At 67.2% G+C, this 17348-nt stretch carries 15 protein-coding genes; 13 read left to right on the plus strand and 2 right to left on the minus strand.

From position 1 onward, the window contains the following. Positions 1-35 precede the first annotated feature (35 nt). From sufC to ACTOWK_RS11960, 12 genes are all read left to right on the plus strand, one after another. The gene (gene sufC, locus ACTOWK_RS11905; protein ID WP_441330371.1) at positions 36-800 is read left to right on the plus strand and encodes a Fe-S cluster assembly ATPase SufC; all 765 of its coding nucleotides are present in this window, start codon (positions 36-38) and stop codon (positions 798-800) included. Between the two features lie 78 nt (positions 801-878). After that, positions 879-2174 (plus strand): Fe-S cluster assembly protein SufD, encoded by a 1296-nt coding sequence (sufD, locus tag ACTOWK_RS11910; RefSeq protein ID WP_441330372.1) that lies wholly within the window; start codon positions 879-881, stop codon positions 2172-2174. 100 nt (positions 2175-2274) lie between these two features. Further along, positions 2275-3522 carry a cysteine desulfurase gene (locus tag ACTOWK_RS11915; RefSeq protein ID WP_441330373.1) on the plus strand — a complete coding sequence of 416 codons (1248 nt, stop codon included), beginning with the start codon at positions 2275-2277 and terminating at the stop codon, positions 3520-3522. Next, positions 3519-4064 carry a GNAT family N-acetyltransferase gene (locus ACTOWK_RS11920; RefSeq protein ID WP_441330375.1) on the plus strand — a complete coding sequence of 182 codons (546 nt, stop codon included), beginning with the start codon at positions 3519-3521 and terminating at the stop codon, positions 4062-4064. The genes ACTOWK_RS11915 and ACTOWK_RS11920 overlap by 4 nt, the downstream gene beginning before the upstream one ends. 208 nt (positions 4065-4272) lie before the next feature. Continuing rightward, complete coding sequence (locus tag ACTOWK_RS11925) at positions 4273-4596, plus strand: Rieske (2Fe-2S) protein (RefSeq protein ID WP_441330376.1); 324 nt, start codon at positions 4273-4275, stop codon at positions 4594-4596. A 978-nt stretch (positions 4597-5574) separates the two neighbouring features. After that, complete coding sequence (locus tag ACTOWK_RS11930; RefSeq protein WP_441330377.1) at positions 5575-7875, plus strand: TonB-dependent receptor; 2301 nt, start codon at positions 5575-5577, stop codon at positions 7873-7875. A 93-nt stretch (positions 7876-7968) separates the two neighbouring features. Then, positions 7969-8655 (plus strand): Fe2+-dependent dioxygenase, encoded by a 687-nt coding sequence (locus ACTOWK_RS11935; RefSeq protein WP_441330378.1) that lies wholly within the window; start codon positions 7969-7971, stop codon positions 8653-8655. Positions 8656-8726: 71 nt separating this feature from the next. Beyond that, positions 8727-9359 carry a PepSY-associated TM helix domain-containing protein gene (locus ACTOWK_RS11940; RefSeq protein ID WP_441330464.1) on the plus strand — a complete coding sequence of 211 codons (633 nt, stop codon included), beginning with the start codon at positions 8727-8729 and terminating at the stop codon, positions 9357-9359. Between the two features lie 63 nt (positions 9360-9422). After that, on the plus strand, positions 9423-9938 hold the full coding sequence (locus ACTOWK_RS11945) for a DUF2271 domain-containing protein (RefSeq protein WP_441330379.1): 516 nt from the start codon (positions 9423-9425) through the stop codon (positions 9936-9938). Positions 9939-10053: 115 nt separating this feature from the next. Beyond that, positions 10054-10863, plus strand: coding sequence for a DUF4198 domain-containing protein (locus tag ACTOWK_RS11950; RefSeq protein ID WP_441330380.1), 810 nt, complete (start codon positions 10054-10056; stop codon positions 10861-10863). A gap of 97 nt (positions 10864-10960) precedes the next feature. Next, the gene (locus ACTOWK_RS11955; protein WP_441330465.1) at positions 10961-11875 is read left to right on the plus strand and encodes an FAD:protein FMN transferase; all 915 of its coding nucleotides are present in this window, start codon (positions 10961-10963) and stop codon (positions 11873-11875) included. After that, positions 11872-13524, plus strand: coding sequence for a sulfite reductase subunit alpha (locus ACTOWK_RS11960; RefSeq protein ID WP_441330381.1), 1653 nt, complete (start codon positions 11872-11874; stop codon positions 13522-13524). The genes ACTOWK_RS11955 and ACTOWK_RS11960 overlap by 4 nt, the downstream gene beginning before the upstream one ends. A gap of 359 nt (positions 13525-13883) precedes the next feature. Here the strand turns inward: ACTOWK_RS11960 and ACTOWK_RS11965 are convergent, their stop codons facing one another. Beyond that, the gene (locus ACTOWK_RS11965) at positions 13884-14507 is read right to left on the minus strand and encodes a HutD/Ves family protein (protein WP_441330382.1); all 624 of its coding nucleotides are present in this window, start codon (positions 14505-14507) and stop codon (positions 13884-13886) included. A 478-nt stretch (positions 14508-14985) separates the two neighbouring features. Next, positions 14986-15324: a ComEA family DNA-binding protein gene (locus ACTOWK_RS11970; protein WP_441330383.1), complete on the minus strand. Its 339-nt coding sequence runs from the start codon at positions 15322-15324 to the stop codon at positions 14986-14988. A gap of 220 nt (positions 15325-15544) precedes the next feature. On the opposite strand from ACTOWK_RS11970, the gene ACTOWK_RS11975 reads away from it, so the two are divergent. Continuing rightward, complete coding sequence (locus ACTOWK_RS11975; RefSeq protein ID WP_441330384.1) at positions 15545-17053, plus strand: M20 family metallopeptidase; 1509 nt, start codon at positions 15545-15547, stop codon at positions 17051-17053. Positions 17054-17348 lie beyond the last annotated feature (295 nt).

Below are 17348 nucleotides of genomic sequence, written 5' to 3' on the forward strand. Positions count from 1 at the left end.
CGCCGCCGCGCCACCCTGCTTTTCTGGACACCGCCATGTTGAAGATCGAAAACCTCCACGTCCGAGTCGCCGGCAAGGACATCCTCAAGGGCCTCAGCCTCGACCTGCAGCCGGGCCAGGTGCACGCGATCATGGGGCCGAACGGCGCCGGCAAGTCGACGCTCGGCAACATCCTGGCCGGCCGCGAGGGCTACGAGGTCAGCGAGGGCACGGTCGAATTCGAAGGCCGCAACCTGCTCGACCTGGAGCCGGAAGAACGCGCCGCCGCCGGTGTGTTCCTGGCCTTCCAGTACCCGGTCGAGATCGCCGGCGTCAACAACACCTACTTCCTGCGAGCCGCGCTCAACGCCCAGCGCAAGGCGCGCGGCGAGAGCGAGCTCGACTCGATGCAGTTCCTCAAGCTGGTGCGGCAGAAGCTCGCCGTGCTGCACTTGAAGGACGAGCTGCTGCACCGCGGCGTCAACGAAGGCTTCAGCGGCGGCGAGAAAAAGCGCAACGAAATCTTCCAGCTGGCCCTGCTCGAACCCAAGCTGGCGATCCTCGACGAGACCGACTCGGGCCTCGACATCGACGCGCTCAAGGCCGTCGCCGACGGCGTCAACGCGCTGCGTTCGCCGGACCGCGCCTTCCTGGTCATCACCCACTACCAGCGCCTGCTCGACTACATCAAGCCCGACGTCGTACACGTGCTCGCCGAGGGCCGCATCGTCGAGAGCGGCGGCCCGGAGCTGGCCCTGGAACTGGAAGCGCACGGCTACGAATGGCTCAAGGACCGCGTCGCACCGGAGAGCGCCGCGTGACCCAGCCCCGCCGCGCCGCCATCGATTCGCATACGCAGGCCCGGACACGCTCCGCCGCGCCTGCGCGAGGACACTGACATGAGTCTGCTACTCGAAGGATTCGCCGCCTCGTTCGACCAGTTGTCGGCACGCGAAGCCGCCGGACTCGGCCCGACCCGCCGCGCCGCGCTCGACGCGGTGTTGCGCGACGGCCTGCCCGGCCCGCGCACCGAAGCCTGGAAGTACACGCCGCTGCGCGCGCTCGACCGCCGCGCTTTCGCCGCAGCCGATCTCGCCCCGGGCAGCTTCGATGCCTCGGCCATCGCCGGCCTCCCGACCCCGCGCATCGTCTTCCACAACGGCCGTTACGACGCCATCCACAGCGACCTCAGCGACCTGCCGCGTGGCGTGTCGCTGCAGCCGCTGTCGCAGGTGCTGGCGATCGACGACGCTCGCGAGACCAATTTCCTCGCCCGCCGCTTCGAGCGCAGCGACGAGATCTTCGCCCGCCTCAACGCCGCCCTGGCCGACGAAGGCGCGGTGCTGCGCGTCGACGCCGGCGTGCAGGTCGAAGGCGCGATCCATTTCGTCTTCGTCGGCAGCCCGGTCGCCGGCGACCGCGCCTGGCATCTGCGCCACCTGGTCGAGCTGCGCGAAGGCGCCTGCCTGACCCTGGTCGAGCACCAGCTCGCCGCCGACAGCCACACCCATCTGTCCAACAGCCTGACCCACGTGCATCTGGCGCCGAACGCCTCGCTGGCGCATGCGCGGGTGCAGGACGAAGCGACCGGCGCGACCGTGATCGCACGCACCGACGCCGTGCTCGCGCGCGCGGCGCAGTACCGCCGCATCGATCTCGAGCTGGGCGCGGCGCTGTCGCGCCACGAACTCAATGCCGCGCTGCATGGCGAAGCCGCGCAGGTGCACGCCAACGGTGTGCTGCTCGCAACCGGCCGCCGTCATCTCGACACGCGTCTGGGCATCGACCACGTCGGCCGCGACAGTCAGTGCCAGCTGACTTGGCGTGGGCTCGGCGCCGGCCGCTCGCGCACCGCCTTCCACGGCGGCATCCTGATCCGCGAAGGCGCCGACGGCAGCAACGCCGCGCTGTCGAACAAGAACCTGCTGCTCAACGAAGGCGCCGAGATCGACACCCAGCCGGTGCTCGAGATCCACGCCGACGAGGTCCAGGCCGCCCACGGCGCCACCGTCGGCCAGCTCGACCCCCAGGCGATGTTCTACCTGCGCTCGCGCGGCCTACCGGCCGAACAGGCGCGTGCCCTGCTGACCGCGGCGTTCTGTCGCGAGACCTTGTCGGTGCTGCCGGACGAAAGCGCGCGCTCGATGCTCGAAGTGCGCCTCAACCTCGCCCTGGAGCGCTTGCAGATCGTTTAAAGCTAGGAACGAGTGAATAGGAACGAGTAACGAGTTCCAGCGCGCTCTTACTCGTTTCTCGCTCCTCTCCACTCATTGCTGGCTCCACCGGACCTTACCGATGACCGTCGCCCAAGCTCCCGCCGCTCCCGCCGCCCCCGACTGGACCGCCGTCCGCGCCGACTTTCCGGTGCTGACTCGCGAAGTCCATGGCAAGCCGCTGATCTATTTCGACTCGGCCAACACCGGCCAGAAGCCCGCCCCGGTGATCGAGGCGGTCGACGATTTCTATCGCCACCACAACGCCAACGTCAGCCGCGCCGTGCATGCGCTCGGTACCGAAGCGACCGAGGCCTACGAGGGCGCGCGCGCCAAGCTCGCGCGCTTCCTCAACGTGCGCGTCGACGAGTTGGTGCTGTGCAGCGGCACGACCTTCGCGATCAATCTGGTGGCCTATTCCTGGGCGCTGCCGCGGCTGCGCCGCGGCGATGCGATCGTGCTCACACGCATGGAGCACCACGCCAACATCGTGCCCTGGCAGTTGGTCGCCCAGCGCACCGGCGCGACCATCAAGGTCGCCGAGATCGACGAACGCGGCCAGCTCGACCTGAATCAGTTGTACTCGTTGCTGACGCCCGAGGTGAAGCTGCTCGCGCTGACCCACGTCTCCAACGTGCTCGGCACGGTCAACCCGGTGCGCGAGATCTGCCGCGAAGCACGCAAGCGCGGCATCGTGACCGTGGTCGACGGCTCCCAGGCGGCGCCGCACCGGCCGCTCGACATCGCCGCGATCGGCTGCGACTTCTATGCGGTCACCGGCCACAAGATGAGCGGCCCGACCGGCACCGGTGCGCTATGGGCGCGCCGCGAGCACCTCGATGCGATGCCGCCCTTCATCGGCGGCGGCGAGATGATCAAGGAAGTGCGTTTCGAAGGCACCGTATTCGCCGATGGCCCGCGCAAGTTCGAAGCCGGCACGCCGAACATCGCCGGCTTCGTCGGCCTGGGCGCGGCGGTCGACTATCTCTCGGCGCTCGGCATGGCACACATCGACGCGCGCGAGCAAGCGCTGCTAGCCTACGCTACCGACGCCTTGGCGCAGGTGCCCGGCTTGCGCATCTTCGGCCACGCGCAGGAGAAAGCCGCGGTCATCAGCTTCCTGGTCGAAGGCGCGCACGCGCACGACCTGGCGACCCTGCTCGACCTGGAAGGCGTGGCGATCCGCTCCGGCCACCATTGCGCCCACCCGCTCATGCAACACTTCGGCGTGCCGGCGACCTGCCGCGCCTCGCTCGCGTTCTACAACACCCACGACGAGATCGACGCGTTCGTGGCCGCCCTGAACAAAGTCCGCAAACTGCTCGCATGACCCACGACTCCCTAAGCTTCCGCGCCGCCACCCTGGCCGATACCGATGCCCTCGTCGACTTGGTCGAGTCGGCCTATCGCGGCGATTCCAGCCGCGCCGGCTGGACCACCGAAGCCGACTTCCTCGACGGCCGCCGAACCGGCGCCGACGACATCAGGGCTTGCCTGGACCGTCCGCAGAGCGTGATCCTGATCGCCGAGCGCAACGGCGCCGACACCGCGCCCGAACTGCTGGCCTGCGCTCACATCGCGGTCGAGGACGGCGCCGGCTACTTCGGCATGTTCTCGGTCAAGCCGACCCTGCAAGGCGGCGGCATCGGCAAGCGCGTGATCGACGAAGCCGAACGCATCGCCCGCGAGGACTGGAAGCTGCCGGCCATGCGCATGACCGTGATCGACATCCGCAACGAGCTGATCGCCTTCTACGAGCGCCGCGGCTACGTCCGCACCGGCCACTACAAGCCTTTCCCCTACGGCGACGAGCGTTTCGGCCTGCCCAAGCGCGACGACCTGCGCTTCGAAGTGCTGGAAAAGACGTTCTGATCTCTGAGAGCCGAGGCCCGGGTCGAGACGTCGGGGTTGGAGCGCCGCCCCATCGCCCTCGCCTCCACTTCGCCCGCTTTACGATCCGGCCCGCCTCCCTCGGCCGGTCGCATTCATCGGCAAGGCCAGCAAAGCGCGCCGTGCACACCGGCCGTGCCGGCTTCTACAATGCACGGCAACGCACTGCCAGCTCTTCAGGAAGCAAGCCATGGGCGATTGGGTTTTCGTCTGCGCCACCTCGCAATTGCTGCCCGGCGAATCGACCGTCGCCTGGGACGGCGACACCGCGATCTTCGTATGCAACTACGACGGCGATTTCTACGCCCTTGAGGACCGCTGCTCGCACGAAGACTTCGAGCTGTCCGCAGGCGCCTTCGACGGCGAGGAAGCCACGGTCGAATGCGTCCTGCACGGCGCCCGCTTCGACGTGCGCGACGGCCGCCCGCTGTGCGCCCCGGCCTATGAGCCGGTGACGAAGTTCCCGGTCAAGGTCGAGGACGGCGGGGTCTGGACCCGCGACGACCGCGAGTAAACCTTGGTGCGGCTCGATCCGTACGACGGGTATCGGCAGATATTTATTAATCTCTCTCCACGGTAAGTGCGGCCTGTCCGCGGTCGCCTTCGAGAGAGCAAATCCCCCGCGCAGAAGCCGCATCGGGCTTCGTGCCTGCGCCGGGCGCTCGCCCCCTTTGTCAAAGGGGGCAACAGATCGCGCTCGTCGCGTCGTAACTTTTTCGCCGCTGCAGCCCGATTCGCAACACTCTCGCCGTTGCTGCCGTTGCTGCCGTTGCTGCTGTTGCTGCCGTTGCTGCTATTGCGGCTATTGCGGCCTTTGCCTTTGTTGTTCCCCCCTTTGACAAAGGGGGGCTGGGGGATTTGCTTTTCGCTTTTCCCTCGCACGCCCAAGCGCAAATCCCCCGCGCCGACATAGCATCGTGCTTCGTGTCTGCGCCGGGCGCTCGCCCCCTTTGTCAAAGGGGGCAATAGATCGCGCTCGTCGTGTCGTAACGTTTCGGGCGTAGCCCGATTCGCAACACTCTCGCCGTTGCTGCCGTTGCTGCCGTTGCTGCTGTTGCTGGTATTGCTGCTATTGCGGCCTTTGCCTTTGCTGTTCCCCCCTTTGACAAAGGGGGGCTGGGGGGATTTGCTTTTCGCTTTCCCCTCGCGCGCCCAAGCGCAAATCCCCCGCGCCGACATAGCGTCGGGCTTCGTGTCTGCGCCGGACGCTCGCCCCCTTTGTCGAAGGGGGCAATAGGTCGCGCTCGTCGCGTCGTAGCGTTTCGGCGGCTGCAGCCCCGTTCCAACACTCTCGCTATTGCTGCTATCCGCTGCGCCTTAGCCGCCCATCCCCCCACCGCCGCCCAAAACGCTGACCCATTACACCGGAAACGGTTACAGGACCCTCGAATTGTTCACAATTCGTTGCAAATGAGAATTCATCTCATTAAGATTGCGATCTGACACGGTTTCGACCGTTCTCGCCCTTCCGTCCCCCTTGCTCGAGATACCCATGTCGACCACGAAGTTCGTCGTGTCGCCGCTCGCCGGTGCACTTGCCCTCGCCCTCAGCCTGCCCGTGCTCGCCGCACCGGCGCCCGAACCGCAGGCCAAGGACCTCGACGGCGTCGCGGTGCACGGCCATCGCGTGCAGAAGGCCAGCAGCGGCAAGTACACCGCCACCCTGCGCGACACCCCGCAGACGATCAGCGTGATCGACCGCACCACCATCGACGGCCAGAACCTGCTGTCGCTGAGCGACATCCTCAGCACCCTGCCCGGTATCACCTTCGGCGCCGGCGAAGGCGGCGGCGGCTTCGGCGACAAGATCAACCTGCGCGGCTTCGACGCCAGCAGCGACATCACCGTCGACGGCGTGCGCGACAGCGGCCTCTACAGCCGCACCGACCCTTTCAACCTGGAATCGGTCGAAGTCGTCAACGGTGCCAACTCGGTCTATTCCGGCGCCGGCTCGGTCGGCGGCACGGTCAACCTGGTCAGCAAGGCCGCCGGCCTCAATGAGTTCCACAAGGCCAGCATCGCCGCCGGCACCGACAGCTATACCCGCGTCACCACCGACAGCAACTTCGTGCTCGGCGAAAGCTCGGCGCTGCGCTTGAATGCGATGGCGCATCAGAACGACGTGCCGGGCCGCGACGTCGAGCAGAACGAGCGTTGGGGCGTGGCCGCCTCGCTCGCCTTCGGCCTCGGCAGCGACACCAGCTGGACCTTGAACTACCTGCACCAGGAAGACGACAACACCCCGCAATACGGTCTGCCGTTCTTCAACGGCGACGTGCTGCCGGGCATCGACCGCGGCAACTACTACGGTTACAGCAACATCGACCGTCAGGACATCCAGCTCGATTCGGTCACCTCGATCGTCGACCACGCCTTCAACGACAATTTCAAAATCCGCAACCTGACCCGTTGGCAGCAGGCCGACCAGTTCTCGCTGGTCGATGCAGTCCAGGGCACCTGGTGCCTGGCCAACAACCTGACGCCGCTCGGCGCGAGCTGCGGCAGCACCCGTCCCGGAAACTACAGCCCGAGCGGCCCGCGCGGTTACGGCCGCGACACCCGCAACACCACGTTGTACAACCAGACCGACCTGACGGTGAACTTCAACACCGGCGCGATCGAGCACAACCTGGTCGCCGGTTTCTCGGTGCTGCACGAAGAGTTCGACCTCGACGTCACCAGCGATTTCCGCAACCCCAACGGCACCAACCCGTTCCTGTCGGGCCTGCCGCAGATGAACATCGCGCGTCCGGACCACACCTACCGCGGCCCGCTCAACCGCACCCTGACCGGCCGCACCGAAGGCGAGCTCGACAACCGCGCCATCTACGTGTTCGACACGCTCAAGTTCAACGAGCAGTGGCAGTTGAGCCTGGGCGCGCGCTACGAGCGCAACGAAGGCGAGACCATCAATGCGGTGGTGGTGCAGGCGCCGACCGCGGCGAACCAGCCGCTGCCGGCCCTGCCGATCGGCACCGTCACCGGCTATGGCGTGCCGTTCAAGAGCAACGACGACCTGTTCTCTTACCGTGCCGGCCTGGTCTACAAGCCGGTCGAGAACGGCAGCATCTACATCGCCTACGGCAACTCGAAGACCCCGTCGAAGGCCTCGGTCAACGGCTCGTGCACCGCGCAGACCTGCTCGGTCGATCCGGAAACCGCGGTCAATTACGAAATCGGCACCAAGTGGGACTTCCTCGACGGCCGCATCGCCCTGACCGGCTCGGTGTTCCGCAACGAGCGCGAGAACTACAAGGTCGCCGACCTCGACAACCCGGCCAACCTGTCGGGCCTGCAGCAGCTCGACGGCAGCGCGCGCGTCGACGGCGTGATGCTCGGCCTGTCCGGCCTGCTGACCGACCAGTGGGCGGTCTACGCCAACTACGCCTTCCTCGACAGCGAAGTGCTGCAGGGCGTGTCCGACCGTCAGGCCAGCCTCGGCCTGGACTACACCAAGGGCGACCGCCTGACCCAGGTGCCGGAGCATTCCTTCAGCCTGTGGACCACCTACGACATCAGCCCGCGTTGGCAGGTCGGCTATGGCGCGACCTACCAGGGCAAGATCTGGCTGACCCAGCACAGCGCGACCAACGTCGCCGGCCCGCTGACGACCTACGGCAGCTACTGGACCCACCGCGCGATGGTCAACTACAAGATCAACCGCCAGGCCTCGCTGCAGCTCAACATCAACAACCTCACGGACGAGGATTACTTCACCCGCATCCGCAACAACGGCTGGGCCACCCCGGGCGACGGACGCCAGGTGGTGCTGAGCGCCAACTTCGCCTTCTAAGTGGTATCGAGCCTCGAGTTCACGTTCTAATCGGACTTCCACAGTCCAGGCGCGCCGCCCGGGTCCTCCCGGGCGGCCGCATTGAGGAAAGCCATGCTGCTGCACGTTCCCAAGGTGCTCACCGCCGAACAGGTCGGCCATTGCCGCGAACGCCTGGCCCAGGCCGGCTGGAGCGACGGCCGCATCACCGCGGGCCATCAGTCGGCCAAGGCCAAGGACAACGCGCAACTGCCCGAGAACGACCCGGTCGCGCGCGAGCTCGGCCCGCTGATCCTCGATGCCCTGTCGAAGAACCCGACCTTCTTTTCCGCGGCGCTGCCGCAGCGGGTCTACCCGCCCCTGTTCAATCGCTACGCCGGCGGCCAATCGTTCGGTTTCCACGTCGACAACGCGATCCGCTACGACCGCAGCCGCGGCGGCATGGACGCGGTGCGCACCGATCTGTCGGCGACCCTGTTCCTGAGCGCGCCGGAGGAATACGACGGCGGCGAGCTCGTCATCGAAGACACCTACGGCACCCACCCGGTGAAGCTGGCGGCCGGCGACCTGGTGCTGTATCCCGGCACCAGCTTGCACAAGGTCACCCCGGTCACTCGCGGCGAACGCATCGCCTCGTTCTTCTGGATCCAGAGCCTGCTCGCCGAAGATTCGCAGCGCCGGCTGATGTTCGAGTTGGACGTGTCGATCCGTCGCCTGACCGCCGACGTGCCCGATCATCCCGCGCTGGTCCAGCTGACCGGCGTGTATCACAACCTGCTGCGGCGCTGGAGCCAGACGTGAGTCCGGCCAGCGGCGACGATCGCGCCATTAACACCGGCGCGATCAAGACCGGCTCGATCAAAGCCGGACCGATCAAGGCCACTTCGGGCACGATCGATCCGAATCGTCGCTCCTATTGGCTCAAGACCCTGCACCGCTGGCACTGGATCAGCGCCGCGGTCAGCCTGGTCGCGCTGCTGCTGTTCTCGGTCACCGGCATCACCCTCAACCATGCCGCCCAGATCGAATCCGAACCGGTCGTGGTCAACGTCAAGGAAACCCTGCCGGCGAGCCTGCTGCGCAGTCTCAAGAGCGAGCGTCCCGCCGACGCTCCCTTGCCGGGCGCTGTCAACGACTGGCTTGCCGATGCGTTGGACGTGCGCACGGCCGGGCGCAAGGGCGAGTGGTCCGATGCCGACGTCTACGTCTCGCTGCCGCGTCCCGGCGGCGACGCCTGGCTGAGCATCGAGCGCGAGAGCGGCGCGATCGAATACGAACGCACCGACCGCGGCTGGATCGCCTGGCTCAACGATTTGCACAAGGGCCGCAATACCGGCGCGGCCTGGCGCTGGTTCATCGACTTGTTCGCGGTGACCTGCCTGCTGTTCGCCTCGACCGGCCTGTGGCTGCTGCAACTGCACGCGCGCCAGCGCGGCAAGACCTGGCCGCTGGTCGCGGCGGGCCTGGCGGTGCCGCTGCTGGTGATCATCCTGTTCATGCACTGACCCATTCCCCTTACGCATTCGCCGCTTTACGCATTCCCCGCTTTAGAAACCCAGGAGCGATCCATGAAGCTGTCGTCTTTCAAAGTGCTGATCCCGGCGATGGTGCTGCCGATGCCGGCGCTTGCGGCGGATCTCGAACTCAACATCGAAATCCCGCGCATCAACGCCGCCGAGTACCACCGCCCCTACCTCGCCGCCTGGATCGAAAAGGCCGACAACAGCGTCGCCAGCAACCTCGCGGTCTGGTACGACCTGGACATGAAGAACGGCGAAGGCACCAAGTGGCTCAAGGACATGCGCCAGTGGTGGCGCCGCAGCGGCCGCACCCTGCAGATGCCGGTCGACGGTGTCAGCGGCGCGACCCGTCCGGTCGGCCAGCATGCGGTTTCGTTCAAGGGCAACAGCAAGGCCCTCGCCGGCCTCGCGCCGGGCCGCTACACCCTCGTCGTCGAAGCCGCGCGCGAAGTCGGCGGCCGCGAAATGCTGACGATCCCGTTCGAGTGGCCGGCCAAGGCGCAGAACCTGTCGGCGCAGGGCAAGACCGAACTCGGCAAGGTGAAGGTGGTGGTGAAGCCGTGACTCGGAATTGGGGATTCCGGATTCGCAACAGCGATTTCCGGGCCCCGACGCGAATCCAGCCTCACCCGCCCTTGCGAATCCCGAATCCCGAATCACCAATCCCGGACCCAAACCCATGAACCTCAAGCTTCTAGCCGCCGCCGTCGTCGCCACTTTCGCGCTCGCCGGCACCGCCCAGGCGCACAAGGCCTGGCTGCAACCTTCGCAGACCGTGTTCTCGGACAAGGGCTCGTGGCTGACCGTCGATGCCGCGGTCTCCAACGACCTGTTCTATTTCAACCACGTGCCCTTGCCGCTGGAGCGCCTGCAGATCACCGCGCCCGACGGCAGCGCCGTGCAGCCGCAGAACGCCTCGACCGGCAAGCTGCGCAGCGTGTTCGATGTCGAGCTGTCGCAGGAAGGCACCTACAAGGTCGCGATGAACAACGAAGGCATGTTCGCCAGCTACAAGCTCGGCGGCGAAGCCAAGCGCTGGCGCGGCAAGGCCGGCGAGTTCAAGAGCGGCATTCCGGCCGGCGCCACCGAGGTCAACGCGTCCGAAAGCCTCGGCCGCGTCGAGACCTTCGCCACCGTCGGCAAGCCGAGCACGACCGCGTTCAAGACCACCGGCAAGGGCATCGAGCTGGTGCCGGTGACCCATCCGAACGATTTGTTCGCGGGCGAAACGGCTACCTTCCAGTTGCTCGTCGACGGCAAGCCGGCGGCCGGCCTCAAGGTCGAGATCGTGCCGGGCTCGACCCGTTATCGCGACCAGCAAAACGAAATCAACCTCACCACCGGCAACGACGGCAAGTTCGAGGTCAAGTGGCCGCAGGCCGGCATGTACTGGCTGGAAACCGCCAGCGAAGACGCCAAGACCACGTTGCCGGAAGCCAAGCAGCGTCGCCTGAGCTACGTCGCCGTGTTCGAAGTGCTGCCGCAGTAAACCGATGCCGGTGTCGACGCCGCAGGTGACCTGGTCGTGGTCGGGCGCATGGGATGCGCCCGAGGCCGCGTCGCTGCACGCGCTCGACGGCATCACCATGGGCACGCGCTGGTCGGTCAAGTTGATCGCCCGCGCCAGCGCCCTGGCGATGTTGGAACGCGGCATCCAGGCGCGGCTCGATGAGGTCGTCGCCCAAATGAGCACTTGGGAAGCCGACTCCGATATCAGCCGTTACAACCGTTCCGCCGCCGGCAGCGCACATACGCTGCCGGCCGGGTTCGCCGAAGTGATGGCGGCGGCGCTCGCGCTCGCCGCCGATACCGACGGCGCTTACGACCCGAGCATCGGCCCCTTGGTCGACCTGTGGGGCTTCGGCCCTGCCGGCGCGCGCGAGGCCGCGCCCGACGCCCTCGCGGTGGCGAACGCGCAAGCGCGCGTGGGCTGGCGCCGGCTGCGTTTCGATGCAGCTGCACGCAGCCTGGAACAACCCGGCGGCGCCTATGTCGATCTGTCCTCGATCGCCAAGGGCTATGGCGTCGACCGCGTCGCCGACTATCTGCTCGAACAAGGCATCGCCGATTGCCTGGTCGAAGTCGGCGGCGAACTGCGCGGGCACGGGCGCAAACCCGATGCGTCGCCGTGGCGCGTCGCGGTCGAGCAGCCCGGTGGCGGCGACGACGAAGCAGCCGCGGTGATCGCACTCGACGGCCTCGCCATCGCGACCTCCGGCGACTATCGCCGCTATTTCGATGCGGACGGCCAGCGTTACTCGCATACTCTTGATCCGCGCAGCGGCCGGCCGATCGCACACCCGCTGGCTTCGGTCACCGTGCTGCATGCGCAGTGCATGCAGGCCGACGCGCTCGCCACCGCCCTGACCGTGCTCGGCGCGCACGCCGGCATGGCCTATGCGAACCGGCATGGCCTGGCGGCTCTGTTCGTGTTGCGCGAGGGCGACGCTTTCGTCACCCGCACCACGCCGGCGTTCGTCGCCCGGCAATGCCGCCCATGAGCGCCGCGCCGACCGCACCGCGCCGACGTTTCGACCTCGGCGTCTTCGGCAATCTGTTGGTCGTGCTGGCGCTGGTCGCGCTCGCGCTGGGCTTGTCGCAGTGGCAGGCCGAACCGCCGCGCTGGAGCTTCCCCGGCCGCGGCCGGGTGTGGGCGGCGGGCGTAGTCGCCGCGCTGTATGCCGGCTTCGTCGCCGCCATCGCCGTCTCGCGCGCACAGCGGGCACGCGCGCAGGCCTTGCCGGCGATCTCCGCACAACAGCGCGGCGACTGGCTGGTCGCCTTCGCCAGCCAGACCGGTTTCGCCGAACAACTCGCGCGCCGCAGTTACGACGCCTTGCGCGATGCCGGCCTGCGCGCCGACCTCGCGGTGCTCGGTACCGTCGATGCCTCGCAACTGGCGCTGTATCCGCGCGTGTTGTTCATCGTCAGCACCACCGGCGAAGGCGATGCGCCCGACAGCGCCGCCGGCTTCGTCCGCCGAGTGATGGCACAGAGCGGCGAACTGTCGGCGACGCGCTACGGCGTGCTCGCCCTAGGCGACCGCGAGTACACCGAGTACTGCGCGTTCGGTCATCGTCTCGATCATTGGCTGCGGCATTCCGGCGCCCAGTCCCTGTTCGACCTGGTCGAGGTCGACAACAGCGAGCCCGGCGCCCTGCGTCATTGGCAGCACCATTTGGGCCTGTTGGCCGGACACACCGAGTTGCCCGACTGGAGCGCGCCTGCCTACCACCCCTGGCAGTTGCAGGAACGTCTGCTGTCGAACCTCGGCAGCGTCGGCGGCCCGGTGTTCCGGCTCGGCCTGGTGCAGGCCGATGGCGCCGCGCTCGATTGGCGCGCCGGCGATATCGCCGAGATCGGCCCGCGCAACAGTGCCGCCGACGTCGCTCAGTGGCTGACGACGCTCAATCTGGATGGCGACATGAGCGTGCGGCACGAGGATGCGCAGGAACCCTTGTCGGCATTGTTGGCGCGTTCGCGTTTGCCCGATCCCGGCACCGTGCAGGGACAAGGCGCGCAGGCCATCGCCGACACGCTCAAGCTGCTGTCGCATCGCGAGTATTCGATCGCCTCGGTGCCTGCGGACGGTTCGCTGCAACTCTTGGTCCGGCAGATGCGTTACGAGGACGGCCGCTACGGCTACGGCAGCGGCTGGCTGACCCAACATGCGGCGATGGGCACGGCGATCGACCTGCGCATCCGCAGCAACCCGTCCTTCCATGCGCCGAGCGACGCCCGCCCGGTGTTGCTGATCGGCAACGGCACCGGCTTGGCCGGCCTGCGCGCATTGCTCAAGACCCGGATCGCCGCGGGACATACCCGCAACTGGCTGTTGTTCGGCGAACGCAACGCCGCCTGCGACCTGCACTACCGCGACGAACTCGACGCCTGGCAAGCCGCCGGCGCGATCGAGCGCGTCGACTACGCGTTCTCGCGCGACGGCGAATCGCGGACCTATGTCCAGGACGTGTTGCGCATGCATCTGGACGCGGTGCGCGAATGGATCGCGCAAGGCGCCGCGGTCTATGTCTGCGGCAGCCTCGAAGGCATGGCCCCGGGCGTGGAAGCGGTTCTGCACGAAGCGGTCGGCGTGGACGCGCTGGAGACCATGGCTGCGGACGGCCGTTATCGGCGCGATGTGTATTGAGTGATTCCGGGAGCGCGAACCATCGTCCCTTTTGATGGGGCGGCGCCCGGCGAACGCATCGTTGCTGGGTGATGTTCGAAGCGCGGGGGATTTGCTTCGGCTTTGCTTTGCTTTGCTTCCAGCCAAGCCGGCTCAGCCGAACAGGAGCAGATCGAATCGGGAGTACGCCGATATCTGATGCGCCGCGAGGTCGAGACAGCGCGGTCGCGGCTTGCGCCGCTCCTACCCCAAAGCCACGCGACTGCCGATCTCTGCGTGGCTGCGGTCCCAGTTGCTCTGGATCCTCGCTTGCGCGGGGATGACCGTTCCCGGTTGAGGCGTCGGCCGACTCTGGCACACGTCGATCGCGCCACCCAGATTCAGTCGAGCGGCGCGACCCGAACCAGCAGCACTTCGCCGCCGCCTTCGAGCACGCCGCGCAGGCGTTCGCTGCCGGCGGCGAGGATGGCGGTGTCGCCGGCTTGCAGCGGCGGCAGGCCGGAGTCGTCGGCGAACCGCGCCTGGCCGGCCAGCAGATGCACGGCCCAGGTCTGGCCCGGTTCGGCGAAGATCACCATCGGACCGACCAGGGGACGATGCCAGAGCTCGGCACGGACCCGGTCGCGGCGCCACATCAGGTTGAAGTCGTGGGTCAGGCCGTCGAGCAGTTCGCCCTGAACCCCGCGTTCGCCGGCGAAACGCAGCTTGTCGTGCGGCGGCAGCAATTCGTGGACCTCGCCGTCGTCGAAACGCAGGCGCAGGCCGTTGCCGCTGAGCAGGACCAGCTCGCGGTCGATCCCGGGAAAAGCCGAGAACGGCGCATCGCGCTCGATCTCGGCGATCGACAGGCGCCAGTCCCAGTCCTCGCCGGGGATCGGGCGATCGAGCCCGGCCTCGTTCTGGCGGCTCATGCGCACGATTTCGCGGGTCCAGCCGAACTGGTTGCGCCAGCGTTCGCGGCGGTACTCGTTGGCGGGGATGGACCAGGTCAGGCGGTCGGGCATGGGCGTGGCTGCGGCGGAACGAAGGCGCAGTCTAGTGGTTGGGCCGGGAAGGCCCAAGCGGGGGATTGGGGCGCGGCGGCAGACTGGGGGCGTTAGGCGAAGCCGGCGATGCCTGGCCGCGCAGTGGTCCGGCCGGAGCAGGAATCCCTGTGAGACGCGGTGCGAGTGCAGGTTGCAGGGGGGCCGACAGATGGAGGTCGCGGGATTGCAGGGGGCTTAGCCGGGGCTGACAGATGGCGGTCGCGGCTTGCGCCGCTCCTACCCTCAGAGCAAAAGCGGAAGCCGAAGCCCGGCGCGAGTCCCGAGTCCCAGTCCCGAAAGCCAAACCCCGAACCCCGAACAAGGGTGTGCCCCGCCGCAGATCCCTCTGGGGCGGGGCAACGTACTTCCGTGTCCAGGGACCTCCCCCCGAATCCTTTCGAGCTTCCTTGCCCGATTAGCTGCCGACCCCGCGTCCTTACGGCATCGGCAGACTTGTTCAGCGCTTGCTGGCAGCGCGCGGGGCCGCGATGGCTCCGGCGGTGTTGGTCGGGCGAACCTGGGCGGCTCCGCCGACCACGATACGATCCCGATTCTTTTCGACCGTCTTCAGACCGATTCCCTTGACCAGGGCCAGCTGCTCGACGCTGCGGAAGGCCCCGTTGGCCTTGCGGTAAGCGACGATGGCTTCGGCCTTGGAGGCCCCGATGTTGAGCAGTACGCGGTCCAAGGTGGCCGCGTCGGCACTGTTGATATTGACCTGTTCCGAGGCGAAGGCACTGCCGGCGAGCATCAGCGACAGGACCAGCGACTTTGCGATGAGGGCAAACGATTTCATGGTTAAAGCTCCTGAGAGTGGATTCCGTTCCTGGCCGGCGGCCTTACGTCCTTGAGTCCTTGTGTCCGCCGGTGGAGACAGTCTCCATGTCTCGACCGGCACAGGTTATCGCCGCAGACGCCGGTGCGAAGCCGGGGGATGCCGCAGCGCAGGGTAGGAAAAGTCCTACACGGCCCAGGAGGCGTAAAATGCCCCCCTTCCCCGCTCCAGAGGTCCGTCAATGGACGCCAGCAAGGTCGATCGCTACGTCAGCGAGAAGTGGGACGACGAAATCGTCCCGCAACTGGTCGAATACATCCGCATCCCCAACAAGTCGCCGATGTTCGACGCCGACTGGGTCCAGCACGGCTACATGGACGACGCCGTCAAGCTCGTGGAGACCTGGGCCCGCGCCCAGTCGATCCCGGGCATGCAGGTGGAGGTGGTGCGCCTGGAAGGTCGCACGCCGTTGATCTTCATCGATATCCCCGCCGCTTTCGGCGGCAGCGACGAGGACTGCGTGCTGCTCTACGGCCACCTCGACAAGCAGCCGGAGATGACCGGCTGGGACGACGACCTGGGCCCGTGGAAGCCGGTGATCAAGGGCGACAAGCTCTATGGCCGCGGCGGCGCCGACGACGGCTACGCCATCTTCGGTTCGTTGGCGGCGATCCTGGCCCTGCAGGAACAGCAGCAGCCGCATGCGCGCTGCGTGATCCTGATCGAGGCCTGCGAGGAGTCCGGCAGCTACGACCTGCCCGCCTACGTCGATCACCTCGCCGACCGCATCGGCAAACCCTCGCTGGTGGTCTGCCTGGACTCGGGTTGCGGCAACTACGATCAACTGTGGTGCACGACCTCGCTGCGCGGCCTGGCCGGCGGCAACTTCACCGTCAAGGTGCTCAGCGAAGGCGTGCATTCGGGCGACGCCTCCGGCGTGGTGCCATCGAGCTTCCGCCTGTTGCGCCAGCTGCTGTCGCGCCTGGAGGACGAGAGCAACGGCAAGATCCTGATCGAAGGCCTGTACGTGGATGTGCCGCCCGAGCGCATGGAGCAGGCGCGCCAGGCCGCCAAGGTGCTCGGCACCGCGGTCTACGACAAGTTTCCGTTCCTGCCCGGGATGAAGCCGATGTTCAAGGAGAACACAGCCGACGACCTGGCCGAGCTGGTGCTCAACCGCACCTGGCGCCCGGCCTTGTCGGTCACCGGCGTCGACGGCATGCCAGCGCTGGCGTCGGCCGGCAACGTGCTGCGTCCGCACACCTCGGTGAAGCTGTCGCTGCGCCTGCCGCCGACCCTCGACGGCAAACGCGCCGGCGAGCTGCTCAAGGAAGTCCTGCTGCGCGATCCGCCGAACGGTGCGCAGGTGACCTTGGAACTGGAAAAATCCTCGAGCGGCTGGAACGCCCCGGCGATGTCGTCGTGGCTGTCGAACGCGATCGACACGTCGAGCCGCGAGTTCTTCGGCCAACCGGCGATGTACATGGGCGAAGGCGGCTCGATTCCGTTCATGGGCATGCTGGGCGAGAAGTTCCCCGGCGCACAGTTCATGATCACCGGCGTGCTCGGCCCGCATTCGAACGCGCACGGCCCGAACGAGTTCCTGCACATCCCGATGGGCAAGCGCGTGACCGCCTGCGTCGCCCGCGTAGTCGCCGAGCATCACCTGGCGGGCCAGCGCGGCGAAACCACCGGTGTGGCCGCGGTGGCCGACAGCGGCGATCGTCATGGCGGGCACGGTTGCTGCTGATTTTTGCGACGATTCGATGATGGAAAGAAACGGGCCTTCGGGCCCGTTTCTGTTTGGGGATGAGTCGCTTCGGTGCGAGTCGCGAAGGTGCGATGGCGCGATGCCATGGCCGACTGACCGAAGTGGAAGTTCGTCCGCTTCGGTCGATGGCGTTGGCCTGGAGCTTTCTGCACGCCCTCTGTCGCGGCTTGCGCCGCTCCTACCCTTTGCTCGCGTTGCCCTTGGGTAGGAACGGCGCGAGCCGCGACCGCGTAGTTGCACGATGCCGCGCCTACCGGGGCCAACTAGGTACGGC

The sequence above is a fragment of the Lysobacter sp. CA196 genome, assembly GCF_052078695.1.
In the GTDB taxonomy this organism is placed as follows: domain Bacteria; phylum Pseudomonadota; class Gammaproteobacteria; order Xanthomonadales; family Xanthomonadaceae; genus Lysobacter.

Coding starts and splice junctions, on each gene's coding strand:
- sufC (WP_441330371.1), top strand. CDS start 36: ATGTTGAAGATCGAAAACCTCCACGTCCGAGTCGCCGGCAAGGACATC.
- sufD (WP_441330372.1), top strand. CDS start 879: ATGAGTCTGCTACTCGAAGGATTCGCCGCCTCGTTCGACCAGTTGTCG.
- ACTOWK_RS11915 (WP_441330373.1), top strand. CDS start 2,275: ATGACCGTCGCCCAAGCTCCCGCCGCTCCCGCCGCCCCCGACTGGACC.
- ACTOWK_RS11920 (WP_441330375.1), top strand. CDS start 3,519: ATGACCCACGACTCCCTAAGCTTCCGCGCCGCCACCCTGGCCGATACC.
- ACTOWK_RS11925 (WP_441330376.1), top strand. CDS start 4,273: ATGGGCGATTGGGTTTTCGTCTGCGCCACCTCGCAATTGCTGCCCGGC.
- ACTOWK_RS11930 (WP_441330377.1), top strand. CDS start 5,575: ATGTCGACCACGAAGTTCGTCGTGTCGCCGCTCGCCGGTGCACTTGCC.
- ACTOWK_RS11935 (WP_441330378.1), top strand. CDS start 7,969: ATGCTGCTGCACGTTCCCAAGGTGCTCACCGCCGAACAGGTCGGCCAT.
- ACTOWK_RS11945 (WP_441330379.1), top strand. CDS start 9,423: ATGAAGCTGTCGTCTTTCAAAGTGCTGATCCCGGCGATGGTGCTGCCG.
- ACTOWK_RS11950 (WP_441330380.1), top strand. CDS start 10,054: ATGAACCTCAAGCTTCTAGCCGCCGCCGTCGTCGCCACTTTCGCGCTC.
- ACTOWK_RS11955 (WP_441330465.1), top strand. CDS start 10,961: ATGGGCACGCGCTGGTCGGTCAAGTTGATCGCCCGCGCCAGCGCCCTG.
- ACTOWK_RS11960 (WP_441330381.1), top strand. CDS start 11,872: ATGAGCGCCGCGCCGACCGCACCGCGCCGACGTTTCGACCTCGGCGTC.
- ACTOWK_RS11965 (WP_441330382.1), bottom strand. CDS start 14,507: ATGCCCGACCGCCTGACCTGGTCCATCCCCGCCAACGAGTACCGCCGC.
- ACTOWK_RS11970 (WP_441330383.1), bottom strand. CDS start 15,324: ATGAAATCGTTTGCCCTCATCGCAAAGTCGCTGGTCCTGTCGCTGATG.
- ACTOWK_RS11975 (WP_441330384.1), top strand. CDS start 15,545: ATGGACGCCAGCAAGGTCGATCGCTACGTCAGCGAGAAGTGGGACGAC.